Genomic DNA, 25,980 nt, shown 5'->3' with positions numbered 1-25,980 from the left:
GTTCTGCTCTTTCTCCACAACGCGACTGAACAGCATTTTCCTTCAGTAGCATGAAACGCGTCGGGGAACCGCAGGGGGGAGCGGTGATGCGGAGGATCGCTGTCCTGGTCGCTTTTCTGCTGGCTCTCGGGGGGTGTGATGCGGGCGGTTCTTTGTCCGAGGTGAAGGCCGTGGCAGCGGGAGTTCCGTCCCTGGCGCCTTTCTTCGCCGAGGACAGCGGGCTCGGCCGGGATGCCCGGGTGCGGTCGCGGGCCGTGCCGGATGGCCTCCAGCAGGGGGACACGCCGGGGCTGTACGGCGGGACGAAGCAGCCGGGGACCTGTGATGTCGAAAGGCTGAAGCGGTTCCTCACCGCGCCGCGCAACGACCGCAAGGCGCGGGCGTGGGCGGCCGCCCTCGACCTTCGCAAGGACGAGATTCCTGGATATCTGGACCGGCTCACACCGGTTCTCCTGCGTCACGACACCCTCGCTATGAACCACGACTACAAAAAGGGAAAGGCTGTTCCCTTCCGCGCCTTGCTCCAGGCGGGAATCGCGCTTCTCGTCGATCGGCACGGACTTCCGTCGGTCAAATGTTCGTGCGGGAATCCGCTGCGACCTTTCGAGGGCGACACGAGCCGGATAACCGTCACCTTCGGGGACGGCAACGAGAAGTGGCAGGGGTACGACCATGCCGAGGTGGTGGTCGTACGGCCCGCTCCCCGGAAGCTGGAGCGCATCGCCCTCGTCGACGTCCAGGACCCGGGCCGGGGCATCGAGCGGCCCGTCGGCACGACGGGTGAGGCCGACGCCGGCTTCGACGCGACGGAGCGGCGGGCCGTGCCGCGCGTCGCCGGGACGACGTTCGGGGAGGCCGGCCGGCGGCTCGCCGATGCGGGACTTGCGGTCGCGTTCAGGGGTGCGGAGCCGCCTGCGGACGATGCCCGCGTCATCGCGTCCGACCCGGGGGCGGGGGCCGAGTTGCGGTTCGGGGCGCAGGTGACGCTGAGCGTGGCGGCGGAGTCGGAGGCGGAGGGGCGTAAGCCGAGCACGGCGAGTGCGGCAAGTACGGCGACGCCTTCGCCCTCGGAGTCCTCCGCTCCCCCTGCCGGTTCCAGGCCTCCTACGAGTGCCGGGCCGACGCCGCCCCGTCAGTCCCCGTCGAAGGCGCCGCCCAGCTCCGTGCCGCCGCCTGCGTCGAGCGCCGCGCCCAGGAGCAGTGCACCGCCCCCGGCGACCAGCTCACCACCACAGGTCACCAGCTCGCCTCCCCGGCAGGTCACCAGCTCGCCTCCCACCGGTGAACCGGCCACGAGCGGCCCGCCGCCGACGACGATCAGTCCGCCCGCGTCCAGCGCTCCGGCGGCCACCCCTGTGAGGACCGTCCCCGCGACGACGGCCCCCGCGTCCAGCGCTCCGCCGGCCGCCCCACCCACCCCCAGCACCACCGTCTAGCACCGCACCCCCGCCGAACCCTGGAGAACCCTGGAGTCACCGGATGTCCTCAGGATCACCGACGTCGGGAGCGGGCCGGGTCATCGCCGGCCGTTATCTGCTGCTGCGCCGGCTCGGCAGCGGCGGCATGGGGCACGTCTGGCTCGCCCACGACCAGGCACTCGCCTGCGAGGTCGCGCTGAAGGAGATCGTGTTCCGCGACCCGGCCGAGGCCGGAAACGAACGGGAGGCGCGGGTCGCCCGGGCCCGGGCGGAGGCCCGGCACGCGGCCGGGCTGCGCGGACACCCGCACGTCGTCACGGTGCACGACGTGCTGGAGCACGAGGGGCTGCCGTGGATCGTCATGGAGTACGTGACGGGCGCCGTGGACCTGCGGGAGCTGGTGGCCCGGCGCGGGCCGCTCGCCCCGGCCGAGTGTGCCCGCGTCGGTCTCGCCGTACTGGACGCGCTGACCGCCGGGCACGAGCGGGGCGTGATGCACCGGGACGTGAAGCCGGCCAACATCCTGCTCGCGCCGGACCGCGCGGGCTCGCCGTACGGGCGGGTCCTGCTCACCGACTACGGCATCTCCGTGCAGCCGGACGCCGGTGAGACGCGGTACACGATGGCGTCCGTGCTGGTCGGCACGGCGGGGTACCTGGCGCCGGAGCGGGCGTCCGGCGGTACACCGACGCCGGCCGCCGATCTGTTCTCACTGGGCTGCACGCTGTACTTCGGTGTCGAGGGCCGCGGCCCCTTCGAGCGGGAGTCGCACCTGGCGGCACTCACGGCGGTGGTCATGGAGGAGCCGGATCCGCCGGTACGGGCCGGGGCCCTGGAGCCCGTGCTGCACGGGCTGCTCGCCAAGGATCCGGAGCTGCGGATGACCGCCCGGGAGGCGGAGGCCGGGCTGTCGGCGCTCGTCACGCCCCATGCGGAGGCGTACGAGCGGACCCGGACGGACCCCGGCTCGCCGTCCCCGTGGGAGACCCCGCCCGTGCCCTCACCCGGGCCGGGCGGCATCGGTCCCGCCGTCGCCCCACCCGGCGCCCGGCGTCGCCGGCGCTCCCCCGCCCTCCGGGCCGTCGCCGCCTGCGGACTCGGGCTGCTCCTCGCGCTCGGCGGCGTCTGGTACGCGCTGGCCGACCGGGTGCCGGGCGGCGGGACGGCGCCGCCGTACGGCGATGCCGTCGGGCTGGGGAAGCCGCTCGCGGACGGGGACTGTGTGCTCGCCGACTGGCCGGGCGGGACCCGGTTCGCCGGTACGCCCCGGCTCTCCCTGGACCCGACCTGCCGGGACAAGGTGCCCGACGGGCAGGTGGTGGCGTTCGTCGAGGCGGCCTCGGCGGAGGAGGCGCGGACGCTGGGGCCGGCCCGGTGCCAGGAGCGGACCCGGGAGCTGCGGGAGCGGCTCGCCGATGTCCGCGGCCACGCCGTCGTGCCGACCGGCACCGGGTTCGAGGCGGCGGGGCGGCGCACCGCCTGCCTGGTGCTCGGCGCGCACGGGCCGCTGTACGGGCCGCTCGCGGAGCGACGTAGGTTCGGTACGGCGTTCGCCGACACCGCCACCATGCAGAAGCGTGACTGCCTGGACGTCCGTTCGAACCGGGAGGCGCGGCTGGTGCCGTGCGGCGGGCGGTACGACCAGCAGGTCCTCGGGTTCACCCGACTGGGCGCCGAGGTGACGCTCGCCGAGGCGCGGACCTCGTCGGACGCGGCATGCGCCCGGGACGTGGCACCGCGAGACTACGGCTTCGATCCGTCCGTCTACGAAGCCGGTTCGTGGACCAGTGACGGACCCTGGAAATCCGGTACTCATGTCGTCGTCTGCACCGTCAGGAGGCAGAACGGGGGCACCATGGGGGGAACAGAACCATGAGGAGGGTGTTGCGATGCCCGGTTCCACGAACGGTTCGAACGCGACGAAGACCATGGGAGTCGTCACCGTCGGCGGTCTCGTCCTGGTGACGGCCTACACGGTGGCGCTCGGCAGCAACGGCTGGCTATGGTTCGGCTGGGTCGTCCTGGGCCTGATCACCCTCGGAATGGTGGTCACCACGAAGAGCACCTGAGGCTCACTCCGGGGCCAGCCGTCCGGCCGAATGCACGCCCGGCTGGTACTTCGGGAGCCGGACGGTGATCTTCATGCCCGCGCCCGTGGCGGTCTCGATGACGAGGCCGTGGTCGTCGCCGTAGACCTGGCGGAGCCGGTCGTCGACGTTGGAGAGCCCGATGCCGCCCGAGGGGCTGACCTCGCGGGCGAGGATACGGCGGAGCAGGCCGGGGTCCATGCCCGCGCCGTCGTCCTCGATCACGACCAGGGCCTCCGCGCCCGCGTCCTGGGCGGTGATCTGGATGTGGCACTTGTCGGCCTTGCCCTCCAGGCCGTGCTTGACGGCGTTCTCGACGAGCGGCTGGAGGCACAGGAAGGGCAGGGCGACGGGCAGCACCTCCGGGGCGATCTGGAGGGTGACGGAGAGGCGGTCGCCGAAGCGTGCCCGTACGAGCGCCAGATAGTGGTCGATGGCGTGGAGTTCGTCGGCGAGGGTGGTGAAGTCGCCGTGCCGGCGGAACGAGTAGCGGGTGAAGTCGGCGAATTCCAGGAGCAGTTCGCGGGCGCGCTCGGGGTCGGTGCGGACGAACGAGGCGATCACCGCGAGCGAGTTGAAGATGAAGTGCGGGGATATCTGCGCCCGCAGCGCCTTGATCTCGGCCTCGATGAGGCGGGTGCGGGACTGGTCCAGGTCCGCGAGCTCCAGTTGTACGGACACCCAGCGGGCCACCTCGCCGGCCGCCCGGACGAGGACCGCGGACTCGCGGGGCGCGCAGGTGACGAGGGCGCCGTGCACCCGGTCGTCGACCGTGAGCGGGGCGACGACCGCCCAGCGCACCGGGCAGTCGAGGAGGTCGCAGGTCAGCTCGAAGGCCTCGCCGCGGCCGGTCTCCAGAGGGCCGGCGAGGCGTTCCATGATCTCGGTGCGGTGGTGGGCGCCGTCGCCGTCCCAGACCAGGACCTGTTTCGTGTCGGTCAGGCACAGGGCGTCCGTGCCGAGCAGGGAGCGCAGTTTGCGGGCGGACTTGCGGGCGGTCTCCTCCGTCAGCCCGGCCCGCAGCGGGGGCGCGGCGAGAGTGGCGGTGTGCAGGGTCTCGAAGGTGGCGTGTTCGACGGGGGTGCCCAGGCCTCCGAGGCTCTGAGGGCGTGCCGTGCGCCGGCCGAGCCAGACGCCCAGGGCCAGCACCGGGAGCACGGCGACGCACAGGCCCGCCAGGAATCCGCTCATGCCGTCACCTCCGTACGCAGTTCCTCGGGCAGGTGGAACCGGGCCAGGACCGCCGCCGTGCCCGGTGGCACCCGGCCGGGGGTGGCCAGGGACACCAGGATCATGGTGAGGAAACCCAGCGGCACCGACCAGAGCGCGGGCCAGGCGAGCAGGGCGTGCAGCGCGCCCTCGCCCGGGTAGCCCGCCATGGTCGCGGCGACGGCGAGCAGGGCCGAGCCGCCGCCGACCAGCATGCCGGCGGCCGCGCCGGGCGGGGTGAGCCGCCGCCACCAGATGCCGAGGACGAGCAGCGGGCAGAACGACGACGCGGACACGGCGAAGGCGAGCCCCACCGCGTCGGCGACCGGGAGCCCGCCGACCAGGACGCTCGCCGCGAGGGGCATGGCCATCGCGAGCACGGTCCCGAGCCGGAAGTGCCGTACGCCCCGCGCGGGCAGGACGTCCTGGGTGAGCACGCCCGCGACCGCCATGGTGAGTCCCGAGGCCGTGGACAGGAACGCGGCGAAGGCGCCGCCCGCCACCAGCGCGCCCAGCAGATCGCCGCCCACTCCCCCGATGATGCGCTCGGGCAGGAGCAGGACGGCGGCGTCCGTGTCGCCGGTGAGGGTGAGTTCGGGGGCGTAGAGGCGGCCGAGGGCGCCGTAGAGGGGCGGCAGGAGGTAGAAGGCGCCGATCAGGCCGAGGACCGCGACGGTGGTGCGGCGGGCGGCGACGCCGTGCGGGCTGGTGTAGAAGCGGACCACGACGTGCGGCAGGCCCATGGTGCCGAAGAACGTGGCGAGGATCAGCCCGTACGTGGCGTACAGCGGGCGTTCCTCGCGGCTCTCGGCCTGTGCGGGCGACAGGTCGCCGCCGCCGCTGCGCTGCGCCTCGGGGACGGCCGCCCCCTCGGCGAAGGTGAGCCGGGTGCCGCGTTCGACGCGGTGGGTGCCGGCGGGGAGTTCGAGGCGGGTGTCGGTGTGGGTGCGGCCGTCCACGGTGCCGGTCACCGTGACGGTGAGGGGCCGGTCCAGTTTCAGGTCGATGCTGTCGCCGACGCGGACGACGCGCTGCTCGCGGAAGGTGGCCGGTTCGTCGAAGGCGTGACGGGGGGCTCCGTCGTTCTGCCAGGCCACGACCAGGAACAGGGCGGGGACGAGCAGGGCGGTGAGTTTCAGCCAGTACTGGAAGGCCTGGACGAAGGTGATGCTGCGCATGCCGCCGGCGGCGACGGTGGCGGTCACGACGACGGCGACGATCACTCCGCCGACCCAGTCGGGCGCCCCGGTCAGCACGGTCAGGGTCAGTCCGGCCCCCTGGAGCTGGGGCAGCAGATACAGCCAGCCGACGCCGACGACGAAGGCTCCGGCCAGCCGCCGCACGGCCTGGGAGGCGAGGCGGGCCTCGGCGAAGTCGGGGAGCGTGTAGGCGCCGGAGCGGCGCAGCGGGGCGGCGACGAAGAGGAGCAGGACCAGGTAGCCGGCGGTGTAGCCGACCGGGTACCAGAGCATGTCGGGGCCCTGGACCAGGACCAGGCCGGCTATGCCCAGGAAGGAGGCGGCGGAGAGGTACTCGCCGCTGATGGCGGCGGCGTTGAGGCGGGGGCCGACGGTGCGGGAGGCGACGTAGAAGTCGGAGGTGGTGCGGGAGATGCGCAGACCGAAGGCGCCGACCAGGACCGTCGCGACGACGACCAGGGCGACGGCGGGGACGACGTAGTTGGAGTTCATCGGGCGCCAGTTCGATCGTTGTTCATCGGTCGTCGGTCATCGGTCGCCGGTCATCGGTCGCCGGTCATCGGTCGTTGTTCATCGGTCGTTGTTCATCGGTCATCGGTCATCGGTCTTCGACGAGGCGTACGAAGTCGCGCTCGTTACGCTCGGCGCGGCGGACGTACCAGCGGGCGAGGAGGACCAGCGGGGCGTAGAGGCCGAAGCCGAGGACGGCCCACTCCAGGCGGCGGGTGTCGGGCATCGCCGCGAAGAGCAGCGGGAGCGGGCCGATGAGCAGCCCGAGGATCGCGAAGACGATGAGGGCGGCGCGCAGCTGGGTGCGCATCAGGGAGCGGACGTAGGTGTGGCCGAGGGTGGTCTGCTCGTCGATCTCGGTGCGCGGGCGGTAGTAGCCGGAGGCCCTGCGGTTCTGGCGGGGCGGGCCGGTGACGACGACGCGGCGCTCGGTGTGGTCCTGGGGCACCGTCACGTCCTCCTCATGAGCAGGTCGCGCAGTTCGCGGGTGTGGCGCCGGCTGACCTGGAGCTCCTCGGAGCCGACCAGGACGCTGACGGTGCCCGCGTCGAGGCGGAGTTCGCCGATGTGGCGCAGGGCGACGAGGTGGCGGCGGTGGATGCGGACGAAGCCGCGGGAGCGCCAGCGCTCCTCCAGGGTGGACAGCGGGATGCGGACCAGGTGGCTGCCCTTGTCGGTGTGCAGCCGGGCGTAGTCGCCCTGCGCCTCGACGTGGGTGATGTCGTCGACGGCCACGAAGCGGGTCACGCCGCCGAGCTCGACGGGTATGTGGTCGGGGTCGGGCTCGCTCACGGGGATGCGGGGCGCGGCGCCACGGAGCTCGGCGGCACGTCGTACGGCCTCGGCGAGCCGTTCCTTGCGGACGGGCTTGAGGACGTAGTCGACGGCCTTGAGGTCGAAGGCCTGGACGGCGAAGTCCTCGTGCGCGGTGACGAACACGACGAGCGGCGGCCGGGCGAATCCGGTGAGCAGCCGGGCCAGGTCGAGCCCGTCGAGACCGGGCATCTGGATGTCGAGGAAGACGACGTCGATCGCCTCGGGCCCGCCCGGACCGGACTCCAGGGCCCGGTTGATGCGGCGCAGCGCCTCGGTCGCGTCGCCGGCGCCCTCCGCGCTGCCGATGCGGGGGTCCGCGTGCAGCAGATAGAGCAACTCCTCCAGCGAGGGGCGTTCGTCGTCGACAGCGAGGGCGCGCAGCATGAACCCGGAGTGTAGGGGCGATCGGCACGGCTGGACATGTGCCGGGGGCGGGCATCCGCGCGGGACGCGGTGGCCGCGTCGGGCCGGGCGCGGGACAGGGTGCCGGTGGATACAGTGCCCGCATGAACAGCAGGTCCACGCCGTTCGACGAACTCGACCGGAAGATCATCACCGCGTTGATGACGAACGCCCGGACATCCTTCGCCGAGATCGGTACGGCGATCGGGTTGTCGGCCACGGCGGTCAAGCGACGGGTCGACCGGCTGCGGGAGACGGGCGTGATCACCGGGTTCACGGCCACGGTGAAGCCGTCGGCGCTGGGCTGGCGGACCGAGGCCTACGTCGAGGTGTACTGCGAGGGCGCCGCCCCGCCGCGACGGCTCGCGGAGGTGGTGCGCAACCACCCGGAGATCACCGCGGCGATGACCGTGACCGGCGGCGCGGACGCGCTGCTGCACGTGCGGGCGCGGGACGTGGAGCACTTCGAGGAGGTGCTGGAGCGGATCCGCCAGGAGCCGTTCATCCGGAAGACGATCAGCGTGATGGTGCTGTCCCACCTGCTTCCCGAGAGCCCGGAGGCGGGCGCCAGCCAGCCGGCGCCGGAGGCGGTCCCGGGCGACGCAGCAGACGTGCGCTGACCGGCCTCAAGACGCAGCGTTCCTGCGCCAACACGCAACCTTTGTTCCTTGTCGGCCACCTCCGCAAGTTCCTACCGTTGTGTCAACCATCAGTCACACACCGTGAGGAAGCGGAGGGACCCCTCTGTGCCCGACTCCCGTGTGCCGCGCCGGCGGCGCTACCTCGTCTGCGAACCCAGACACTTCGCCGTGCAGTACGCGATCAACCCGTGGATGCGTCCCGACGAACCCGTCGACGTCATCCGCGCCCTGGACCAGTGGCAGGCGCTGGTCGACACCTACCGTGCCCACGGCCATACCGTGGACACTGTGAAACCCGTTCCCGGTCTGCCCGACATGGTCTTCGCCGCGAACGCGGCGGTCGTCGTCGACGGCCGCGTCTTCGGCTCCCTCTTCCACGCGCCCGAGCGCCGCCCCGAGACCGTGCCGTACGAGGCGTGGTTCAAGTCGGAGGGCTACGAGGTCTACCACCCCGAGTCGGTGTGCGAGGGCGAGGGCGACCTGGTACCGGCCGGCCGCTGGATCCTGGCCGGGACGGGCTTCCGAACGACCCGGGAGGCGCACAGCGAGGTGCAGGAGTACTTCGGGGTGCCGGTGATCAGCCTGACGCTGGTGGATCCGTACTTCTACCACCTGGACACGGCGCTCTTCGTCCTCGACGACGACAACATCGCCTACTACCCCGAGGCGTTCTCGCCGGGCAGCCGCGAGGTGCTGGCCCGGCTGTACCCCGACGCGGTGCTCGCCGACCGCGAGGACGCGATGGCGTTCGGGCTCAACTCCGTCTCCGACGGGCGGCACGTGTTCATCTCACCGGGTGCGACGGCTCTGGCCGGCCGGCTCGCCGACCGTGGCTACGTCCCCGTCCCCGTCGACCTGTCCGAGTTCCAGAAGGCCGGTGGCGGCATCAAGTGCTGCACCCAGGAGATCCGGGAGATCCGCTCATGACCGCACCCGTCCGTACCCAGGACTCGCAGGACACTCGCGGCTCCGAGGAGCTCATCCGCGCGGAGGAGCCGGTCCTCGCGCACAACTACCACCCGCTGCCCGTGGTCGTCGCCCGCGCCGAGGGCACCTGGGTGGAGGACGTGGAGGGGCGGCGCTACCTCGACATGCTGGCGGGCTACTCTGCGCTCAACTTCGGGCACCGGCACCCGGCGCTGATCGAGGCCGCCCACCGCCAGCTCGACCGGCTGACGCTGACGTCCCGCGCCTTCCACAACGACCGGCTCGCCGAGTTCGCGGAGCGGCTGGCGGCGCTGACCGGGATGGACATGGTGCTGCCCATGAACACCGGTGCGGAGGCGGTGGAGAGCGCGGTGAAGGTGGCCCGCAAGTGGGCCTACGACGTCAAGGGCGTCCCGGCCGACCGGGCCACGATCGTGGTCGCGGCGGACAACTTCCACGGCCGTACGACGACGATCGTCAGCTTCTCCACCGACGAGACCGCCCGGGCGGGCTTCGGGCCCTTCACGCCGGGCTTCCGGATCGTGCCGTACAACGACCTGGCCGCACTGGAGGCGGCGGTCGACGAGACGACGGCGGCGGTGCTGATCGAGCCGATCCAGGGCGAGGCGGGCGTGATCATCCCGGACGACGGCTATCTGGCCGGTGTGCGGGAGCTCACCCGCCGCAAGGGCTGCCTGTTCATCGCGGACGAGATCCAGTCCGGGCTCGGCCGTACGGGCAGCACGCTGGCGGTCGAGCACGAGTCGGTCGTGCCGGACGTGGTACTGCTGGGCAAGGCGCTGGGCGGCGGCATCGTGCCGGTGTCCGCGGTGGTCGCCCGGCGGGAGGTCCTCGGGGTGCTGCACCCCGGGGAGCACGGGTCGACCTTCGGCGGCAACCCGCTGGCGGCCGCGGTCGGCACGGCGGTGGTCGAGCTGCTGGAGACGGGCGACTTCCAGCGCCGCGCGACCGAGCTGGGGGCGGTGCTGCGGGACGGTCTGACGGGCCTGGTCGGCAAGGGCGTCGTCGGCTTCCGCTCGCGAGGCCTGTGGGCGGGCGTCGACATCGACCCCACGCTCGGCACGGGCCGCGAGATCAGCGAACGCCTCATGCGCGAGGGAATCCTGGTCAAGGACACCCACGGCTCCACGATCCGCCTGGCCCCACCGCTCACCATCACGGACGAGGAACTCGAAGGGGCGCTGGGGACGCTGGAGAAGGTGCTGCGGTAGGAGGACAGGGGGTTACGGAGGAGGCCGCCCGGCAGCGGGACGGCCTCCGCCGGGCCGGGCGCTCCACCAGCCATCCCGACCGGCCCCGTACAAGCCGCCCCCGCATGCCGGAAGGGTGAAGATTGAGGCAAGAGGTGGTAGACCACTCTCAGCGACAGAGAGGTCGGCCGTGGGTGCACACGAGGAGTACGGTCGGCGGCGGTTCGACGTGGCCGACGCCGTGCCCCTGTTGCTCGATCCGCAGGGCGTGGTGACGGGCTGGACCGGCGAGGCCAGGCGGCTGCTGGCGTACCCGGCCGCCGAGGCGGTCGGCAGGAAGCTGGCGGATCTGCTGACGGCCGAGGACGCGCAGCGCGTGCCGGACCTGGTCGAGCGGTGCCGCAGGGACGGCGGCTGGACGGGGCTGCTGACGGCCCGCCACAGGGACGGGCAGCCCGTGAGGGTCGCGGCCCGGATCACCCCGGCCGAGGAGACGCACGGCGGCGCGCGCTGGCTGGTGCTGCTGTCGGAGCTGGCCGACGCGCCCGGCTGGGACATGAGCCGCTCGGTGCTGGAACGGATGGTGTCCGACGCCCCGGTCGGTATCGCCATCGTGGACACGGACCTGCGTTTTGTGTGGTCGAACGCCGCCCTGGAGCAGTTCGGCGGCGGACCGCCGGCCCGGCGGCTCGGCCTGCGCTTCGCGGACGTCCAGCCGGGTCTGGACGCCCAGGCGGTCGAGGCGCAGATGCGGCACGTGCTGGAGACCGGCGAGGCGGTGGTCGGGTACGAGCACGTGGGCCGTGTGGTGTCGGCGCCGCTGCGCGAGACGGCGCACATGCTGTCGTTCACCCGGCTCGAGGACGACCGGGGCCGCCCGATGGGGGTGTACTACACGGTCGTCGACATGACCGAGCGGCACCGCGCCCGGCAGCGGCTGGCGCTCCTCGACCGCGCCAACGAGACCATCGGCCGCAGCCTGGACCTCACGCGCACCGCACAGGAACTGGCCGACGTGGCCGTGCCGGGACTGGCCGACCTCGTCACCGTGGACCTGCTGGAGACGGTGCTGCGGGGCGCCGAGGTGACGCCCGGGCCGCTCGCGGACACCGACCCGGTGACGCTGCGCCGGACGGGCCACCGGTCCACGGAGGAGGGCGTCCCGCAGGCCGTCGTCGAGATCGGCGAGACCGCGACGTATCCGGCAGGGTCGCCCCCGGTCCGCTGTCTGGCCACGGGACGGACCTGGCACGCGGAGCGGCTCGATCCGCGGGACCGGGTGTGGGTCACGGACGTCCCGGGCGGCCCGCGGCGCACGTTCTCGGAGCTGGGTCTGCACAGCGTGATGGTCGTGCCGGTCCGGGCTCGCGGCACCACTCTGGGCATCACCACCTTCTTCCGGCGCCACGGCCGGGAGCCCTTCGACGAGGAGGACCTGCGGCTGGCCGAGGACCTCGTCTCCCGTGCGGCCGTCTGCGTGGACAACGCCCGGCGCTACACGCGCGAGCGCGACGCCGCGCTCGTCCTCCAGCGCAGTCTGCTCCCCCACCGGCTGCCCGAGCTGGACGCGGTCGAGGTGGCCGCGTGCTACCGGCCGGCCGACGAGCTGACCGGCCTGGGCGGCGACTGGTACGACCTCATCCCGCTGTCGGGGGCACGCGTTGCGCTCGTCGTGGGCGAGGTGCCCGGGCACGGCATCGACGCCGCCGCGGCCATGGGGCAGTTGCGGACGGCCGTACGGACGCTCGCCGCTCAGGACCTGCCGCCCGAGGAGGTCCTGGCGCACCTCGACGACCTGGTGGCGCGGTCGGCCCGGGAAGAGGGCGCCGAACCGGGCGCGGCGGGGTCCGCGGGCACGCAGTGCGTGGGCTCCGGCTGCGTGTACGTCGTCTACGACCCGGTCGACGGCGGGTGCGCGATGGCCGCCGCGGGCCATCCGGTGCCGGCCGTGGTCCTGCCCGACAGCTCGGTCAGCTTCGTCGATCTTCCGCAGGGGCCGCCGCTCGGCGTGGGCGGTCCGCCCTTCGAGGCGGTCGAGCTGTGCCTCGAGGAGGGCAGCACCCTCGCCCTGCACACGGACGGGCTGCTGGCCCGGTCCGAGACCTGGGCCGTCGACGCCGGCCGGGAACGGCTGCGCGGGGCGCTGGAAGGGGCGGGCCCGCTGGAGGCGCACTGCCGGCACGTCGTCGACGCGCTGGTCCCGGCGCGCCCGTACGACGACGTGGCGCTGCTGATGGCCCGGACGAAACGTCTCGGCACCGAGCAGGTCGCGGCCTGGGATCTGGACCCCGACCCGGCCCTCGTCGCCGACGCGCGCCACAGGGCCACCCGGCAGCTGGCCCGCTGGGGGCTGGAGGAGCTGGCGTTCACCACGGAACTGGTGGTGAGCGAGCTGGTCACCAACGCCATCCGGCACGCCCCCGGACCCATCCGGCTCCGCCTGATCCGGGAGCGCGCCCTGGTCTGCGAGGTCTTCGACACCGGCGCGACCGCTCCCCACCTGCGCCATCCCCGTACGACGGACGAGGGCGGGCGCGGTCTGCTGCTGGTCTCCCAGCTGACCCAGCGGTGGGGCACGCGGTTCGTCCAGGACGGGAAGATCATCTGGGCGGAGCAGTCCCTGACGGAGCGCCACCACACCCCCTAGCTGCCCGTGGCGGCGCTCGGGGAGTGAAGCCGAAGCCGGATTCCCCCATACCGTGGGAAACTGGTCTGACCCCGGCACTGGTGAGGCGGCGGCCATGACCGATTCGGTGATCGACTACGCGGCGGTGTTCCAGGCCCTGCCCGGCATGGTGGCGCTGCTGACGCCCGAGCTGGTGTACGCGGACGTCAACGAGGAGTTCGTCCGGGCGTCCGGCCGCTCCCGCGAGCAGCTCGTCGGGCACTACCTGTTCGACGTCTTCCCCGACAACCCCAACGACCCGGCCTCGACGGGCATGCGCAACCTTGAGGCCTCGCTGTACCGGGTCCTGGCGACCGGGGAGCGCGACGCCATGGCCCTCCAGCGCTACGACGTCGAGGATGCCGAGCGTCCCGGGGAGTGGCAGGAGCGCTACTGGAGTCCGGTGAACGCGCCACTGCTCGGCCCCGACGGCAAGGTGGTGCTCATCCTGCACCGGGTCGAGGAGGTCACGGAGCTGATCCGGGCCCGCGGCCGGTCGGGGGAAGGTCCGGGCGGCCGGTCCCGGGTCCTGGAAGCCGAGCTGTACACGCGCGCCCGTGAGCTCCAGGAGCTCAACGAGCGGTTGCGGCAGGCCCACTCCCGGGAACGGGAGGTGGCGCTGGCCCTCCAGGAGGCGATGCTGCCCGACCGCCGTCAGGTCAGCCCCCACCACCGCGCCGCCGTCCGGTACCGGCCCGCCGTGGGCGCGCTCAACGTGTGCGGGGACTGGTACGACCTGGTCGACCTGGTCGACGGCCACCGCGTCGGCGTGTCCGTGGGCGACGTGGTGGGGCACGGGCTGGAGGCCGCCGGCGTCATGGGCCAGCTGCGCAGCGCGCTCAGCGCTGCCTCCCGGGTCGCCGAGGGCCCGGCCCAGGCCCTGGACGTACTCGGGCGCTACGCCCACGTGGTCGAAGGCGCCGAGTCGGCGACCGCCGTGACGACCTTCATCGACTTCGACCGGCACACCATCACCTACAGCAGCGCCGGCCATCTCCCGCCCCTGCTGGTCCACCCCGATGGCCGCGCCGAGTTCCTCGACGGGGCCACGGACACCCCGCTCGACGCCCGCCCCGACCCGATCCCCAGACCCCAGGCTCAGACGGCCTTCACGCCGGGTGCCACGCTCGTGCTCTACACCGACGGCCTGGTCGAGCGGCGGGGCGAGGACATCGACACCGGCCTGGCCCGTCTCGCCGACGCGCTGCACCGGAACCGGGAGCAGGATCCCGAGCGTCTCGCCGACACCGTCCTGCTGGAACTGCTGCCGCCCGGCGGCGCCACCGACGACACCGCGCTGATCATCGTGCGGCTGTGACTGTGGCCTACCGGCGGTTGTTGCCGTGGTCGAGCAGCCGGACGCGGTCCACGTTCTGCCGGTCCTCGGCGTCCGCGCTGGGCTCGCCGGCGAACCACGCGTCGAGGATCTCCTTCAGCAGCGGCTCGGAGGTGAGCCGCAGACTGAGCGCGAGGACGTTGGCGTCGTTCCAGCGGCGGGCCCCGTCGGCCGTGTAGGCGTCCGTGCACAGGGCGGCCCGGACACCCGGCACCTTGTTCGCGGCGATCGAGGCGCCCGTGCCGGTCCAGCAGCACACCACCGCCTGGTCGGCCGTCCCGTCGGCGACCTCGCGGGCCGCGGCCTCGGAGCACACCGCCCACTGGGGGTCGTCCCCGGGACGCAGCGCGCCGTGCGGGCGCACCTCGTGCCCTCGCTCGCGCAGCGCGGCCACGAGGGAGCGGGCGACGGGCTCGTCCATGTCCGACGAAACAGAGATCCGCATGCTTCGCAGAGTACTCGGCGGGGCCGCAAGAACCAGCGCTTGGCCAGGCACCCCTCGGATCCCGCCACGCCACCCGTTCGGCTTGCCGGTCACCCGTGTGGCGCAGCACGCTGGTCCCGCGGTTCTCCCCAGCCGCAGGAGCACCACCGGACGCATCTCCCTGACTGACCATCAGCCAATCGGCAAAGGATCGGCCCGGTCCGGTCGCACGAGGTGCCCGGTGGCCGCGCCTGCACCTACACTGGCACCCCACGACATGCCGGTTGACCTGCTGGAACGCGGCGGTTGAGTCCACCGCAAGAGTCGAGGAGCGCCCGCTTTGTTCTACTACCTGCTGAAATACGTGCTGCTGGGGCCGCTGCTGAGACTGGTCTTCCGGCCTCGGATCGAAGGGCTGGAGCACGTTCCTTCGGAGGGCGCCGCCATCATCGCCGGCAATCACCTGTCGTTCTCGGACCACTTCCTGATGCCGGCGGTCCTCAAGCGGCGCATCACCTTCCTCGCGAAGGCCGAGTACTTCACGGGCCCGGGCATCAAGGGCCGTCTGACGGCTTCGTTCTTCCGCAGCGCGGGGCAGATCCCGGTGGACCGCTCGGGCAAGGACGCCGGGCAGGCCGCGATCCGCGAGGGCCTCGGCGTCCTGAGCAAGGACGAGTTGCTCGGCATCTACCCGGAGGGCACGCGCTCGCACGACGGCAGGCTCTACAAGGGCAAGGTGGGCGTCGCGGTCATGGCCCTCAAGGCCGGTGTCCCGGTCATCCCGTGCGCGATGATCGGCACCTTCGAGGCCCAGCCGCCCGGCAAGGTCATCCCCAACGTCCACCCCGTCGTGATCCGCTTCGGCAAGCCCCTCGACTTCTCCCGTTACGAGGGCATGGAGAACGAGAAGGCCATCCTGCGCGCCGTCACCGACGAGATCATGTACGCAATTCTCTCCCTGTCCGAGCAGGAGTACGTCGACCAGTACGCGGCCGTCGTGAAGGCCGAGGAGGCCGCCGCCGCCGCGAAGGAGCGTAAGTTCCCGCGTCTGCCGCTGACTTGAGGCGTCTGCTGCCGGCCACGTGAGGTCTCTGCCGTCGGCAGAAGCCGACTCCCCGGCCGCCTTTACCGTCTACGGTCGCGTCATGAGACGTGCTGTGGTGATCGGGGCGGCCGGGCAGATAGGCAGGCCTGCCGTGGAGGCGCTGGCGCGGGACGGCTGGGAGGTGACGGCCGCGTCGCGCGGCGGGGCCCGGGACGAGAGCTGGCCCGGCGAGGTGCGGGCGGTGCGACTGGACCGCGAGGACGACGCGGCGCTGGGCGCGCTGGTCGGTGACGGCTGCGATCTCGTGGTCGACATCGTCGCCTACGGGGCCCGGCACGCACGGCAGTTGACCGATCTGGCCGGCCGCATCGGCTCGGCCGTGGTCGTGTCGACGGTGTCGGTGTACGAGGACGGCACGGGCCGCGGCTTCGACACGATGAGCGAGCCGGGCGGTTTCCCGCGGTACCCCGTGCCCGTACGGGAGGACCAGCCCACGGTCCCGCCGGGGGACGCCACCTACAGCACCGGCAAGGCCGCCCTGGAGAAGCAACTCATTGCGGCGGGCGACCGGTTGCCCACGACCCTGCTGCGCGCGGGCGCGATCCACGGTCCCCACAGCCCGCTCCCCCGCGAGCTGTACTTCGTGAAGCGGAACCTCGACGGCCGGCGCAGGCGGGTGCTCGCCCACCGGGGCGAGAGCCGCTTCCACCCTTCGGCCGCCCGCAACATCGCCGAACTCATCCGGCTGGCGGCCGCCCGGCCCGGCTCGCGGGTGCTCAACGCCTGTGATCCGCAGCCGCCGACGGTGGCCGAGATCGGGGCGGCGGTGGACGCGGTGATGGGAGTGGAGACGCGGACCGTCCTGGTGGGCGGGGCGGCACCCTCGCCGTCCGTGGGCAGCTCGCCCTGGTCGGTGGAGCTGCCGGTGGTCTTCGACATGACCGCAGCGGAACGGGAGTTGGGCTACCGGCCGGTCGTGACCTACTCCGAGAGCCTGCCGGAGACGGTCGACTGGCTCACCCGCCGCCTGTCCGGGCAGGACTGGAAGGACGCGTTCCCGACTCTCGCACGGATCTACCCGGACCTGTTCGACTACGCGGCGGAGGACGCCTGGTTCGAGGCGTGAGCGGAAGCCTACGACCGCGCGAGTGACGTCAGTGCCTCATCGAGCAGCCTCCGCAGCCGCAGCGCATCCGGCGCCACGGCGGTCACCAGGGCGGCGGGACCGGCGAGCGGGACGAGGGAGGCCCCTTCCCCGAGTGCCCGGGCTGTCACCGGTTCGTCGGCGAACTCCGGTCGTATGACGATCAGTTGCCCGACCGCACGATGACCGGCGAGCACCGCGGGGCCGTCCCAGCCGCCCGGCGCGCCGGGCCCGCACGCCAGTTCCTGGTCGAGCACGGCCTGCCCGGCGACCCGCACGGTCAGCCGGCTCGTCAGCCGCCCGGGTTCCTCAGCGGCACGCCCGAGCACCTGCTCCTCGCGCAGCACCAGCCGGGCCGTGGCGGCCAGTTCGACGCGGGTCATGACGTGCAGGTCGCTGCCGCGGGCGGAGATCAACTGCTCGGGCAGCCAGTGCAGTTCGGCCCGGTCCGCGACGTCGAGCCGGACGTCGTAGCGGGCCTCCCCCTTGGCCTGCCCCGGCAAGGCGATGGTCGCGGCGGCCGAGCCGACGGACAGCCGTGCCCCCTCCTCCACCCGGGCCCGCACGGTGAAGTGGTCGCCGCCGAGCGGCCCGCTCATCGCTCCGACCAGCATGACCCGCGCCTGGGCACCACTGCCCCGGGTGCGCCGCAGCGCCAGCGGCCCGTCACTCTCCAGCACGGGCAGGGCCGTCCCACCCCGGCCGTCGTCCCGGGCGACGATCCTCGCGACGGACCGCACGCCGGAACTGTTCACGCTCGTGCCGCCCACGCGGCGAGCTGCGCACGCACCCAGGCGGCGACCTCCGCCACCCCGGGCTCGCTGCGCAACGACTGGAAGACGACCGGCAGTTCGGCCCGTTGCGCCTTGGCGTCGGCCGCCATCCGCGCGAGGTCGGAGCCGACGTACGGGGCGAGGTCGGTCTTGTTGACGACCAGCAGGTCGGCGGTTGTCACGCCCGGCCCGCCCTTGCGCGGAATGTCGTCGCCGCCCGCCACGTCGATCACGAAGATCTGCGCGTCGACGAGCCCCTTGGAGAAGGTCGCGGTGAGGTTGTCCCCGCCGGACTCCACGAGGACCAGGTCCAGCGGCCCGACCGCGTCCTCCAGGTCCTCCACCGCTTCCAGGTTGGCGGAGATGTCGTCCCGGATCGCGGTGTGCGGGCAGGCTCCCGTCTCCACCGCGGTGATCCGCTCGGGCGGCAGCACGGCCTCGCGGAGCAGGAACTCGGCGTCCTCGCGGGTGTAGATGTCGTTGGTGACGACCGCGAGGGACAGCTCGTCCCGCAGTGCGCGGCACAGCGCCGCGACGGTGGCGGTCTTCCCGGACCCGACGGGCCCGCCGAGTCCGATCCGCAGGGCCCGGCGTCCGCCGTCGGGGCGGAGGGCGTCGGCGCTCACGGCGCCGGGGCCGTCGTGGGTGTGGTCATGGCCGAGGTGCATGGGGCGGCTCCTGCGTTCTTGTCCGACTGATTCGAATAAAGGGATGATCTGCCTAGGAGGCGAACAGCCGCACGGGCCAGCCCGCGTGTATCTCCGCCCCGATCTCCAGCAACGGCGCCGACGGCGCCGGCAGCGCGTCGACCCCCTCGTCGACCACTCTCCGTGCCGCCTCCACCGCCCGGTCCACGACGCGGTCCATCTCCGGCGCCAGCCGGGCCAGCACCCCCGTCGCGTCGAAAGGGTCCAGACTCAGCAACCGCACCGTCGCCGTGGCCGGCCCGCTGACGCTCTCGTACGCCGCGCAGTACGCCGCGTCGACCGGGCCCAGCCCGGCGGCCCGCGCCGCCAGCCCGAGCACCACCGGCTGGTGGGCCCCCTTGGGGAACTCCCGGGCCAGCGCGTCCAGTTCCGCGGACGGCCAGGTCGTCCGGGCGGCCCGCATCAGCTGCCGCCCCAGCTTGCGCGCGGCGACGCGCAGGGCGGGCGAGGGCGTACGGGCGTCCGCGGCGCGGTCCAGCGTGACGGGGTCGATCCCCAGCGCGGCGGCCGCCGAAAGGGCGGCCGCCACCAAGCCGGCCGTGTGCAGGCGCCCCCGGCAGAACTCCGCCAGGCTCGCCGCCCCGCTGATCCGCCCGGCCTCGACCGCCGCCTCCGCCCCGCCGGAGTGGGCGTGACCACCGGCGGGGAAGCGGCCGTCGGCCAGGACGAGAAGTGCCGCACGTGACATCAGGAATCCTCAGAACAGGAAGTACCGCTGCGCCATCGGCAGCTCGGCCGCCGGCGCCGCCTCGACCAGCTCGCCGTCGATGTGCACGGCGAAGCTGTCGGGATCGACCCGGACCTCGGGCCGGGCGTCGTTCTCCCGCATGTCGGCCTTGGTGACCCCGCGCGTCGACTCGATCGCCACGAACCGCTTGCCGAGGCCCAGCCGCTCCGGCAGCCCGTCCTCGACAGCCAGAGGCGCGACGAAGTTGAGGGAGTTGGCGGCGGGTGCCCGCCCGATCGCCCCGAACATCGGGCGCGGCAGGACCGGTTGCGGTGTGGGGATCGAGGCGTTGGCGTCGCCCATCTGCGCGTAGGCGATCTGCCCGCCCTTGAGGACGAGCTGCGGCTTGACGCCGAAGAACGCCGGCTCCCACAGCACCAGGTCGGCCAGCTTGCCGCTCTCGACCGACCCGATCTCCCGGGCCAGGCCCTGGGCGAGCGCCGGGTTGATCGTGTACTTGGCGACATAGCGGCGTACCCGGCGGTTGTCGGCGCGGCCGTCCCCGGGCAGCGCGCCCCGGCGCCGCTTCATCACATGGGCGGTCTGCCAGGTCCGCATGACGACCTCGCCCACGCGCCCCATGGCCTGCGAGTCGGAGGAGATGATCGAGATCGCGCCGAGGTCGTGCAGGATGTCCTCGGCGCCGATCGTCGACGGCCGGATCCGGGACTCGGCGAAGGCCAGGTCCTCCGGGACGGCCGGGTTGAGGTGGTGGCACACCATCAGCATGTCGAGGTGTTCCTCGGCGGTGTTGACGGTGAACGGCCGGGTCGGGTTCGTGGAGCTCGGCAGCACGTGCGGCTCGGAGACCACGGTCATGATGTCCGGCGCGTGCCCGCCGCCCGCGCCCTCGGTGTGGTACGCGTGGATGCCCCGTCCGGCGATCGCGGCGAGCGTGTCGCCGACGAATCCGGCCTCGTTGAGGGTGTCCGTGTGGATGGCGACCTGGATGCCGGTCTGTCCGGCGACGGTCAGCGAGGCGTCGATGACGGCCGGGGTCGAGCCCCAGTCCTCGTGCAGCTTCAGTCCGAGCGCGCCGCCCCGGATCTGCGACAGCATCGCCTCGTGGGAGACGGTGTTGCCCTTGCCGAGCAGGCCGATGTTGAGCGGGTGGGCCTCCATGGCCTCCAGCATCCGCGCCAGATGCCAGGGCCCGGGGGTCACGGTGGTGGCCTTGGAGCCCTCGGCGGGGCCGGTACCGCCGCCGACCAGGGTCGTGATGCCCGCGGACAGCGCCTCGTCGGCGATCTGCGGGCAGATGAAGTGCACGTGGGCGTCGATCGCGCCCGCCGTGAGGATCCGCCCGTTGCCGGCGATGATCTCGGTCTCGGGACCGATGACCAGGTCCGGGTGGACGCCGTCCATGGTGTCGGGGTTGCCGGCCTTGCCGATCCCGGTGATCCGCCCGTCCCGGATGCCGACGTCCGCCTTGACGATGCCCCAGTGGTCGATGATCACCGCGCCGGTGATGACGGTGTCCGGGGTGCCCTCCGCACGGGTGGCACGCGACTGGCCCATGGACTCGCGGATGACCTTGCCGCCGCCGAACACGGCCTCGTCACCGGCCCGCCCGGGGCCGCCGGAACGATCTTCCTCGATCTCGACCAGCAGATCGGTGTCGGCGAGCCGGATCCGGTCGCCGGTCGTCGGGCCGAACAGGTCGGCGTACGCGGCACGGGAGATCTCAGGCATCGAGGGCACCTCCGGTCTCCCCGCGCAGACCGGGCACGACGCGGGCGCCGGTCAGCGGAACGAGTTCGACGTCGACGGGGATCCCGGGTTCGAAGCGCACGGCCGTGCCGGCGGCGACATTCAGCCGCTTGCCGCGCGCGGCGGCGCGGTCGAACTCAAGACCGGGGTTGGCCTCGGCGAAGTGGTAGTGGGAGCCGACCTGCACGGGCCGGTCGGCGGCGTTGAGGACGGTGAGCCGGGTGACCTCGCGGCCCTCGTTGTACGCAATCGGTCCGTCGGCGAACAGGATCTCTCCGGGAATCACGGCGGCCTCCCCGTCAGACGATCGGATCGTGAACGGTGACGAGCTTGGTGCCGTCCGGGAAGGTGGCCTCGACCTGCACGTCGTGGATCATCTCCGGGATGCCCTCCATGACGTCGTCCCTGGTGAGCAGCTCGCGCCCGGAGGCCATGAGCTCGGCGACGGTACGGCCGTCACGCGCGCCTTCGAGGATGTGCGACGTGATGAGCGCGACCGCCTCGGGGTGGTTGAGCTTCAGCCCTCGGGCCCGGCGCTTCTCCGCCACGTCGGCCGCCACATGGATCAGCAGCCTCTCTTGCTCGTGCGGGGTCAGTTGCACGTCCCACCTCACAGTCCTCGCTCCGGACCGTGCGGGGCCCGGCTGCCGCAGCCCCGGGGGGAAAGCCCTGGTGGCGTGGCGGCAGGCTAATTGGACCGCGTTTCGGGCACGTTAACCGAGCTGTGATCCACCGGTTGTGGTCTCCTCGCCCCCCATGCTCATCAGTGCCCGCAGACCGTCCCGGAGGATCTCGACCGGGGCCGGCCCGAAGAGGGACTGCTGTGCGATGAACCCCAGCACGGCGGCGATCATCGTGCGGGCCACATGGTCCGGCGCCACGTCCGCCCGCATCATCCCGGCCTCCTGGTAGCCCTCGACGATCCTCCCCCAGGCCGCGCGGACCGAGCCGTAACCCTCCCGCAGGACGACCGCGAGTTCCTCGTTGCGCAGCGTCTCCGTCCACACCTGGATGACGAGCCGCGGAAAGGCGGGCCGGCCGTCGACGACCAGGGACTCACGAGCGGCGAGGGTCTTGCCGAGGACGGAGGCCACGAGTTCGTCGGGCGGCGGGGGCGGACTGTGCCGGGCCGCTTCCTCGAAGGCGCCGCGGACCGACCCGAGCACCTCGGCGACGATCGCGCCGATCAACTCCTCCTTGCCGCTGAAGTAGCGGTACACCGCACCCGCCGAGAGGTCGACCTCCTTCAGCACGTCCTGCATGGACGTGGCGTGGAAGCCGTTGCGGGCGAAGCAGAGCGCGGCACCGTCGAGGATCTGGCGGCGGCGGGCGTCGAGATGTTCCTGGGACACGCGGGCCATGATCCCAACATAAAACGAATATTCATTCTTGACAAGCCACGGTCGGTGGAGCACGGTGAGAGCAGGTAAAACGAACGATCCTTCTTTTAGCGCTTCCGCTCCAGCTCCGACTCCGGTTCCGCTCGCTTCAGGAGACCCTCATGCCTTCCCGCAACCGCCGACCGATCGCGGTCGTCTTCCTCGTGCCCGTCCTGGCGGCCCTCGCCTTGTGGGCCTTCGCCTGGCCGGCCTCCCGCACAGCACCCCGCGACCTGCCGCTGGGTGTGGTCGGATCGCCCGCCGCGGCGGCCCAGGTGGAGCGGCAGCTGGAGCGGCACGAGGGCGCCTTCGAGATCCACCGCTACGCCGACGAGGCCGCCGCCCGGGACGCCATCGAGGACCGGAGCGTCTACGGCGCCGTCGTGGCCACGCCACAGGGGCCCGAACTGCTCACCGCGTCCGCGGCCGGACCGGCTGTCGCACAGTTCCTCCAGCAGGCCGTGGCACAGCAGGCCGCCGCCGGGGGCGCACAGGTCGAGACGGTCGACGTCGTGCCCACCCCCGCCAGCGATCCGCGCGGCGCGGTGCTGAATGCCGCCGTACTGCCGCTCGCCCTGGCCGGCATAGCGGCGGGCGCGCTGGTCACCCTGCTGGGGCTGCGCGGCATCCGGGCCGTGCTCGCGCTGCTCGGCGCGTCCGCCCTGGTGGGGGTGGTCGCGGCCGGGATCGCGCACAGCTGGCTCGGGGCGCTCGGCGGCGACTGGTGGGCGGAGGCAGCGGCGCTCGGCCTGTCCACGGTGGCCGTCGGCGGTGCCGTCGCCGGCCTCGCCGCCCTGGTCGGCCCCGCCGGCACGGGCATCGGCGCCGCGCTGGTGATGCTGCTGGGCAACCCCTTCTCCGGCGCGACCTCGGCCCCGCAGATGCTGCCGGAGCCGGCCGGCGCGATCGGACAGTGGCTGCCGCCCGGCGCGGGTACGACACTGCTGCGCTCGGTGTCGTACTTCGACGGCGCGGCGGCGACCGGCCCCGCACTGACCCTGACCTGGTGGGCGGCGCTGGGCCTGGGTGCCGTACTGCTCGGCAGCTCGCTCAGGGCACGGAAGTCGGGCAGTGAGCCCGCGTCCGACCGGCGGGAACTGTCGGCCGTCGGCTGACCACCGCCCCGCCGGGCAGCGTCACAGAAAGCGACCGTGCGTCCCCGCTCCAGCGGACGGGGAGGCACGGTCTTTCATCAGGCCGGGCCGGCCCTCCGGTGCTCCGCCGCGATACCGAACCGCTGGGGTTCGCCAGGAGCGGACGCGACCTCGCGGACCGTGGAGACCGCGCTGATCACCTGCTCCTCCGCGGGCTCCGCGAGTTCCTGGGTCTCGTCGAGTCGCCGCAGGTCATCGGCCGAGACGAGGGCGACGAGGGGCTTGCCGTGCCGGGTGACGACGACGCGTTCACCGCCGTACACCACGCGGTTGATCAGGTCGGCGAGCTCAGCCCTGGCTTGCGTCACCGGAATCTCGTAGGCCATGTCCCCATCATAACGTCACGTACGTCCTGTACATTTTTTACAGAGACAGCTGTCGCCGGAGACGGCTCTGCCCGCGAGGAGGGGTTCACCATGACCCGACCGTCCGCCCGTTACGTGCTGCCCGAGTTCACCGAACGCACGGCGTCCGGGCAACGGACGATGGACCCGTACTCCAAGCTCCTGGAGGGGCGGATCGTCTTCCTCGGGGCGCCGGTGGACGAGACCTCGGCGAACGACGTGATGGCCCAGTTCATGCACCTCGAGCATCAGGCCCCCGACCGCGACATCTCGCTCTACATCAACTCCCCCGGCGGCACCTTCCACGCCATGGCGGCCCTCTACGACACGATGCAGTACGTCGCCTGTGACGTGGAGACGGTCTGCCTGGGGCAGGCCGGCGCGGCCGCCTCGGTGCTGCTGGCGGCGGGCACGGCCGGCAAGCGATCCGTGCTGCCGGACGCGCGTCTGGTGCTCCATCAGCCCGCGCTGCCCGAGCCGGTCCGCGGGCAGGCCGGCGATCTGGCGATCCAGGCCGACGAGTTGCTGCGGATCCGGGCCCGTATGGAAGAGATGCTCGCCCTGCACACCGGCCGCACCCAGGAGCAGGTGAGCGCGGACATCGAGCGCGACAAGGTCCTCACCGCCCAGGAGGCGGTCGAATACGGCCTGGTGGACCGGATCGTCCCCCACCGCGACGCCACCCTGGCCCCGCCGACCGGAGAGTGAGCCGCCGGTGCTCCCGCCCGAACTGCCGCCGCTGCCCGCACTGACCCGCGCCGAGGCGGAGTTGATCGACCGTTACCTGGAGGTCGTGGACTTGCTCGGCCGGATCAACCCGGCCCTGCCCGGCGACACCTACCGCGGACTGCGCGCCGCCCAGGCCCTGGTGGGCAAGGCGACCGCGCTGCGTGACGCATTGACCCTGATGCACCAGCGGGGCGAGACGGAACTGCACGCCGGCACCCTCGGCCGAGCACTGCGGGTGCTGGACGGCGAGCGGCGCACGGCACGCGTCACCCTGCCCCCGCAGTCCGTCAGTTGACGCCGAGCACCGGCCCGGACGCCCGCTCCGCCGGCGGAGCGTCCGGACCTGAGTCCAAACGGACCGAATGACGTACCCCTGTTCGGAGTAGACGGGAGTCCTATTTTTGGGCCCTCACAGTTGCGCAACGCGCGTGGCCGAGGGGCGGAATGGGACATTCCATCGCTGGTCCGGCGGTCCATGGCCCCGTGGACGGTGGCTCGAACACAGACGTGTCCACCCGAACGGGTGAGTGGTGAGTAACAACACAAATCCCCGGTTCGGTTGGGATTTCCGGACATGCATGAGCCAAGATCCCTGTCTGACGACAAGCCCCCGCCACAGCGGCGGGGCGGTCCGGGCGGACGCCGAGTCCTGCCGCCGCCTGGATGACCGGTCGACAGAAGTGCATCGGCAGGAGTGGAGGACCCAAGCACGACGGGTCGCCGGGACGGTCACGCCATGACCGCCCCCGAGCAGCCCTTGGGGTGAAGCCGCGTCAGCGGCCGGGCAACTTCGCCAGCCCGAATCCGACAGGTCATCCTTCACAGGCGGCTGACGAAGGGTTGCGCATGACTGCGCTCAATCGTGTTCCGTCGCTGATGGTCCGGGCCGGTACGGCCTCGGCCCTCACCATCGCCGCCGTGGGCGGCTCGATCGTGGCCCCCGGCTTCTCCTCCGAAGCAGCGGCAGCCACACCGGCGACCAAGGCACTCCAGATCGCGGCCTCGAAGAAGGGTTCGCCCTACCGGTACGGGGCCACCGGCCCGCACCGTTTCGACTGCTCCGGCCTCACGCTGTACTCGTTCAAGAAGGCGGGCAAGAAACTGCCCCGCACGGCCGCCCAGCAGTACAACAAGACGCGCCACATCTCCGCCAAGAACCGCAAGGCGGGAGACCTGGTGTTCTTCCACTCGGGCAGCAGCGTGTACCACGTCGGTATCTACGCGGGTAAAAACAAGCTCTGGCACGCCCCGAAGAGCGGGGACGTGGTGCGGTTGCAGAAGATCTGGACCAAGAGCGTCTGGTACGGGCGCGTGAAGTGATCCGCCCGGCGTGGGGGGGGGGGGGGGGGGGGGGGGGGGGGGGGGGGGGGGGGGGGGGAGGGGGGGGGGGGGGGGGGGGGGGGGGGGGGGGGGGGGGGAGATG

27 protein-coding genes and 1 riboswitch are annotated in these 25,980 nt (G+C 72.5%); of the genes, 14 read left to right on the top strand and 13 right to left on the bottom strand.

Annotation, left to right across the window (positions count from 1 at the left end):
- Positions 1–170: 170 nt before the first annotated feature.
- The 3 genes from AC07F0_RS26055 to AC07F0_RS26045 are packed head-to-tail and all read left to right on the top strand — an operon-like array spanning position 171 to position 3,487.
- Positions 171–1,436: a DUF6777 domain-containing protein gene (locus tag AC07F0_RS26055; RefSeq protein WP_478982299.1), complete on the top strand. Its 1,266-nt coding sequence runs from the start codon at positions 171–173 to the stop codon at positions 1,434–1,436.
- 43 nt (positions 1,437–1,479) lie between these two features.
- Positions 1,480–3,294 carry a serine/threonine-protein kinase gene (locus AC07F0_RS26050; RefSeq protein WP_478982297.1) on the top strand — a complete coding sequence of 605 codons (1,815 nt, stop codon included), beginning with the start codon at positions 1,480–1,482 and terminating at the stop codon, positions 3,292–3,294.
- Positions 3,295–3,307: 13 nt separating this feature from the next.
- Positions 3,308–3,487: a hypothetical protein gene (locus AC07F0_RS26045; RefSeq protein WP_010041043.1), complete on the top strand. Its 180-nt coding sequence runs from the start codon at positions 3,308–3,310 to the stop codon at positions 3,485–3,487.
- Positions 3,488–3,490: 3 nt separating this feature from the next.
- Here the strand turns inward: AC07F0_RS26045 and AC07F0_RS26040 are convergent, their stop codons facing one another.
- The 4 genes from AC07F0_RS26040 to AC07F0_RS26025 form a co-directional block, all read right to left on the bottom strand.
- Complete coding sequence (locus tag AC07F0_RS26040) at positions 3,491–4,696, bottom strand: sensor histidine kinase (protein WP_478982295.1); 1,206 nt, start codon at positions 4,694–4,696, stop codon at positions 3,491–3,493.
- Positions 4,693–6,405 (bottom strand): sodium/solute symporter, encoded by a 1,713-nt coding sequence (locus tag AC07F0_RS26035; RefSeq protein ID WP_478982293.1) that lies wholly within the window; start codon positions 6,403–6,405, stop codon positions 4,693–4,695. The genes AC07F0_RS26040 and AC07F0_RS26035 overlap by 4 nt, the downstream gene beginning before the upstream one ends.
- A gap of 106 nt (positions 6,406–6,511) precedes the next feature.
- The gene (locus tag AC07F0_RS26030; protein WP_436729392.1) at positions 6,512–6,871 is read right to left on the bottom strand and encodes a hypothetical protein; all 360 of its coding nucleotides are present in this window, start codon (positions 6,869–6,871) and stop codon (positions 6,512–6,514) included.
- 2 nt (positions 6,872–6,873) lie between these two features.
- Entirely contained in the window at positions 6,874–7,623 is a 750-nt protein-coding gene (locus AC07F0_RS26025; protein ID WP_086558796.1) for a LytR/AlgR family response regulator transcription factor, read from the bottom strand.
- A 122-nt stretch (positions 7,624–7,745) separates the two neighbouring features.
- Here AC07F0_RS26025 and AC07F0_RS26020 point away from each other — a divergent pair, with 122 nt between their 5' ends.
- From AC07F0_RS26020 to AC07F0_RS26000, 5 genes are all read left to right on the top strand, one after another.
- Positions 7,746–8,261 (top strand): Lrp/AsnC family transcriptional regulator, encoded by a 516-nt coding sequence (locus AC07F0_RS26020; RefSeq protein WP_436729365.1) that lies wholly within the window; start codon positions 7,746–7,748, stop codon positions 8,259–8,261.
- Positions 8,262–8,387: 126 nt separating this feature from the next.
- Positions 8,388–9,209 (top strand): dimethylargininase, encoded by an 822-nt coding sequence (gene ddaH / locus AC07F0_RS26015; RefSeq protein ID WP_478982292.1) that lies wholly within the window; start codon positions 8,388–8,390, stop codon positions 9,207–9,209.
- Positions 9,206–10,441 carry an ornithine--oxo-acid transaminase gene (rocD, locus tag AC07F0_RS26010; RefSeq protein WP_478982291.1) on the top strand — a complete coding sequence of 412 codons (1,236 nt, stop codon included), beginning with the start codon at positions 9,206–9,208 and terminating at the stop codon, positions 10,439–10,441. Before ddaH ends, rocD begins: the two co-directional genes overlap by 4 nt.
- Positions 10,442–10,610: 169 nt before the next feature.
- Positions 10,611–13,067: a SpoIIE family protein phosphatase gene (locus AC07F0_RS26005; protein ID WP_478982290.1), complete on the top strand. Its 2,457-nt coding sequence runs from the start codon at positions 10,611–10,613 to the stop codon at positions 13,065–13,067.
- Between the two features lie 94 nt (positions 13,068–13,161).
- Positions 13,162–14,403, top strand: a complete 1,242-nt coding sequence (locus AC07F0_RS26000) for a PP2C family protein-serine/threonine phosphatase (RefSeq protein ID WP_478982288.1) — start codon at positions 13,162–13,164, stop codon at positions 14,401–14,403.
- 7 nt (positions 14,404–14,410) lie between these two features.
- Here the strand turns inward: AC07F0_RS26000 and AC07F0_RS25995 are convergent, their stop codons facing one another.
- On the bottom strand, positions 14,411–14,866 hold the full coding sequence (locus AC07F0_RS25995) for an RpiB/LacA/LacB family sugar-phosphate isomerase (protein ID WP_436729369.1): 456 nt from the start codon (positions 14,864–14,866) through the stop codon (positions 14,411–14,413).
- A gap of 319 nt (positions 14,867–15,185) precedes the next feature.
- Here AC07F0_RS25995 and AC07F0_RS25990 point away from each other — a divergent pair, with 319 nt between their 5' ends.
- Together AC07F0_RS25990 and AC07F0_RS25985 are read left to right on the top strand one after the other, a co-directional pair.
- Positions 15,186–15,908 carry a lysophospholipid acyltransferase family protein gene (locus AC07F0_RS25990; protein WP_356923763.1) on the top strand — a complete coding sequence of 241 codons (723 nt, stop codon included), beginning with the start codon at positions 15,186–15,188 and terminating at the stop codon, positions 15,906–15,908.
- Between the two features lie 82 nt (positions 15,909–15,990).
- Positions 15,991–17,016, top strand: a complete 1,026-nt coding sequence (locus AC07F0_RS25985) for an NAD-dependent epimerase/dehydratase family protein (RefSeq protein WP_478982286.1) — start codon at positions 15,991–15,993, stop codon at positions 17,014–17,016.
- Between the two features lie 8 nt (positions 17,017–17,024).
- Here AC07F0_RS25985 and AC07F0_RS25980 read toward each other — a convergent pair whose 3' ends face one another.
- From AC07F0_RS25980 to AC07F0_RS25950, 7 genes are all read right to left on the bottom strand, one after another.
- Complete coding sequence (locus AC07F0_RS25980; protein ID WP_478982284.1) at positions 17,025–17,804, bottom strand: urease accessory protein UreD; 780 nt, start codon at positions 17,802–17,804, stop codon at positions 17,025–17,027.
- Positions 17,786–18,475 (bottom strand): urease accessory protein UreG, encoded by a 690-nt coding sequence (gene ureG, locus AC07F0_RS25975; protein ID WP_478982282.1) that lies wholly within the window; start codon positions 18,473–18,475, stop codon positions 17,786–17,788. The genes AC07F0_RS25980 and ureG overlap by 19 nt, the downstream gene beginning before the upstream one ends.
- A 52-nt stretch (positions 18,476–18,527) precedes the next feature.
- Positions 18,528–19,202, bottom strand: a complete 675-nt coding sequence (locus AC07F0_RS25970) for an urease accessory protein UreF (RefSeq protein ID WP_478982280.1) — start codon at positions 19,200–19,202, stop codon at positions 18,528–18,530.
- A gap of 9 nt (positions 19,203–19,211) precedes the next feature.
- Positions 19,212–20,933: an urease subunit alpha gene (locus tag AC07F0_RS25965; RefSeq protein ID WP_478982278.1), complete on the bottom strand. Its 1,722-nt coding sequence runs from the start codon at positions 20,931–20,933 to the stop codon at positions 19,212–19,214.
- Complete coding sequence (locus AC07F0_RS25960; RefSeq protein WP_190050893.1) at positions 20,926–21,237, bottom strand: urease subunit beta; 312 nt, start codon at positions 21,235–21,237, stop codon at positions 20,926–20,928. Before AC07F0_RS25960 ends, AC07F0_RS25965 begins: the two co-directional genes overlap by 8 nt.
- Before the next feature lie 13 nt (positions 21,238–21,250).
- Positions 21,251–21,553, bottom strand: coding sequence for an urease subunit gamma (locus AC07F0_RS25955; RefSeq protein ID WP_478982276.1), 303 nt, complete (start codon positions 21,551–21,553; stop codon positions 21,251–21,253).
- 111 nt (positions 21,554–21,664) lie between these two features.
- Positions 21,665–22,312: a TetR/AcrR family transcriptional regulator gene (locus tag AC07F0_RS25950; protein ID WP_478982274.1), complete on the bottom strand. Its 648-nt coding sequence runs from the start codon at positions 22,310–22,312 to the stop codon at positions 21,665–21,667.
- Between the two features lie 140 nt (positions 22,313–22,452).
- Between AC07F0_RS25950 and AC07F0_RS25945 the strand changes: the two genes are divergently transcribed.
- Positions 22,453–23,445 carry an ABC transporter permease gene (locus tag AC07F0_RS25945; protein WP_478982272.1) on the top strand — a complete coding sequence of 331 codons (993 nt, stop codon included), beginning with the start codon at positions 22,453–22,455 and terminating at the stop codon, positions 23,443–23,445.
- 77 nt (positions 23,446–23,522) lie between these two features.
- On the opposite strand, the gene AC07F0_RS25940 is transcribed toward AC07F0_RS25945, so the two are convergent.
- On the bottom strand, positions 23,523–23,810 hold the full coding sequence (locus AC07F0_RS25940; RefSeq protein WP_436729379.1) for a type II toxin-antitoxin system Phd/YefM family antitoxin: 288 nt from the start codon (positions 23,808–23,810) through the stop codon (positions 23,523–23,525).
- A 90-nt stretch (positions 23,811–23,900) separates the two neighbouring features.
- Here AC07F0_RS25940 and AC07F0_RS25935 point away from each other — a divergent pair, with 90 nt between their 5' ends.
- The 3 genes from AC07F0_RS25935 (at position 23,901) to AC07F0_RS25925 (ending at position 25,877) form a co-directional block, all read left to right on the top strand.
- A complete protein-coding gene (locus AC07F0_RS25935) occupies positions 23,901–24,536 on the top strand; it encodes an ATP-dependent Clp protease proteolytic subunit (protein ID WP_478982270.1) in 636 nt (211 codons plus the stop codon).
- Between the two features lie 7 nt (positions 24,537–24,543).
- The gene (locus tag AC07F0_RS25930) at positions 24,544–24,852 is read left to right on the top strand and encodes a hypothetical protein (protein WP_478982268.1); all 309 of its coding nucleotides are present in this window, start codon (positions 24,544–24,546) and stop codon (positions 24,850–24,852) included.
- Between the two features lie 376 nt (positions 24,853–25,228).
- Positions 25,229–25,400: riboswitch (cyclic di-AMP (ydaO/yuaA leader) on the top strand.
- 3 nt (positions 25,401–25,403) lie between these two features.
- Positions 25,404–25,877: a C40 family peptidase gene (locus AC07F0_RS25925; protein ID WP_307173870.1), complete on the top strand. Its 474-nt coding sequence runs from the start codon at positions 25,404–25,406 to the stop codon at positions 25,875–25,877.
- The last annotated feature ends 103 nt before the right edge of the window (positions 25,878–25,980 follow it).

It is taken from the genome of Streptomyces sp. NPDC045955, from assembly GCF_056430805.1.
The sequence above is the reverse complement of the archived record's forward strand: the minus strand, read 5'-3'. Positions and strand labels throughout refer to the sequence as shown.

What these genes read in the sequence shown, in the direction of transcription:
- AC07F0_RS26025 (WP_086558796.1), bottom strand. Translation starts at nt 7,623, where the DNA reads ATGCTGCGCGCCCTCGCTGTCGACGACGAACGCCCCTCGCTGGAGGAG.
- AC07F0_RS25970 (WP_478982280.1), bottom strand. Translation starts at nt 19,202, where the DNA reads ATGTCACGTGCGGCACTTCTCGTCCTGGCCGACGGCCGCTTCCCCGCC.
- rocD (WP_478982291.1), top strand. Translation starts at nt 9,206, where the DNA reads ATGACCGCACCCGTCCGTACCCAGGACTCGCAGGACACTCGCGGCTCC.
- AC07F0_RS25935 (WP_478982270.1), top strand. Translation starts at nt 23,901, where the DNA reads ATGACCCGACCGTCCGCCCGTTACGTGCTGCCCGAGTTCACCGAACGC.
- AC07F0_RS25965 (WP_478982278.1), bottom strand. Translation starts at nt 20,933, where the DNA reads ATGCCTGAGATCTCCCGTGCCGCGTACGCCGACCTGTTCGGCCCGACG.
- ureG (WP_478982282.1), bottom strand. Translation starts at nt 18,475, where the DNA reads ATGCACCTCGGCCATGACCACACCCACGACGGCCCCGGCGCCGTGAGC.
- AC07F0_RS26050 (WP_478982297.1), top strand. Translation starts at nt 1,480, where the DNA reads ATGTCCTCAGGATCACCGACGTCGGGAGCGGGCCGGGTCATCGCCGGC.
- AC07F0_RS25995 (WP_436729369.1), bottom strand. Translation starts at nt 14,866, where the DNA reads ATGCGGATCTCTGTTTCGTCGGACATGGACGAGCCCGTCGCCCGCTCC.
- AC07F0_RS25945 (WP_478982272.1), top strand. Translation starts at nt 22,453, where the DNA reads ATGCCTTCCCGCAACCGCCGACCGATCGCGGTCGTCTTCCTCGTGCCC.
- AC07F0_RS25985 (WP_478982286.1), top strand. Translation starts at nt 15,991, where the DNA reads ATGAGACGTGCTGTGGTGATCGGGGCGGCCGGGCAGATAGGCAGGCCT.
- AC07F0_RS25950 (WP_478982274.1), bottom strand. Translation starts at nt 22,312, where the DNA reads ATGGCCCGCGTGTCCCAGGAACATCTCGACGCCCGCCGCCGCCAGATC.
- AC07F0_RS26040 (WP_478982295.1), bottom strand. Translation starts at nt 4,696, where the DNA reads ATGAGCGGATTCCTGGCGGGCCTGTGCGTCGCCGTGCTCCCGGTGCTG.
- AC07F0_RS26045 (WP_010041043.1), top strand. Translation starts at nt 3,308, where the DNA reads ATGCCCGGTTCCACGAACGGTTCGAACGCGACGAAGACCATGGGAGTC.
- AC07F0_RS26000 (WP_478982288.1), top strand. Translation starts at nt 13,162, where the DNA reads ATGACCGATTCGGTGATCGACTACGCGGCGGTGTTCCAGGCCCTGCCC.
- AC07F0_RS25925 (WP_307173870.1), top strand. Translation starts at nt 25,404, where the DNA reads ATGACTGCGCTCAATCGTGTTCCGTCGCTGATGGTCCGGGCCGGTACG.
- AC07F0_RS26020 (WP_436729365.1), top strand. Translation starts at nt 7,746, where the DNA reads ATGAACAGCAGGTCCACGCCGTTCGACGAACTCGACCGGAAGATCATC.
- AC07F0_RS25940 (WP_436729379.1), bottom strand. Translation starts at nt 23,810, where the DNA reads ATGGCCTACGAGATTCCGGTGACGCAAGCCAGGGCTGAGCTCGCCGAC.
- AC07F0_RS26035 (WP_478982293.1), bottom strand. Translation starts at nt 6,405, where the DNA reads ATGAACTCCAACTACGTCGTCCCCGCCGTCGCCCTGGTCGTCGTCGCG.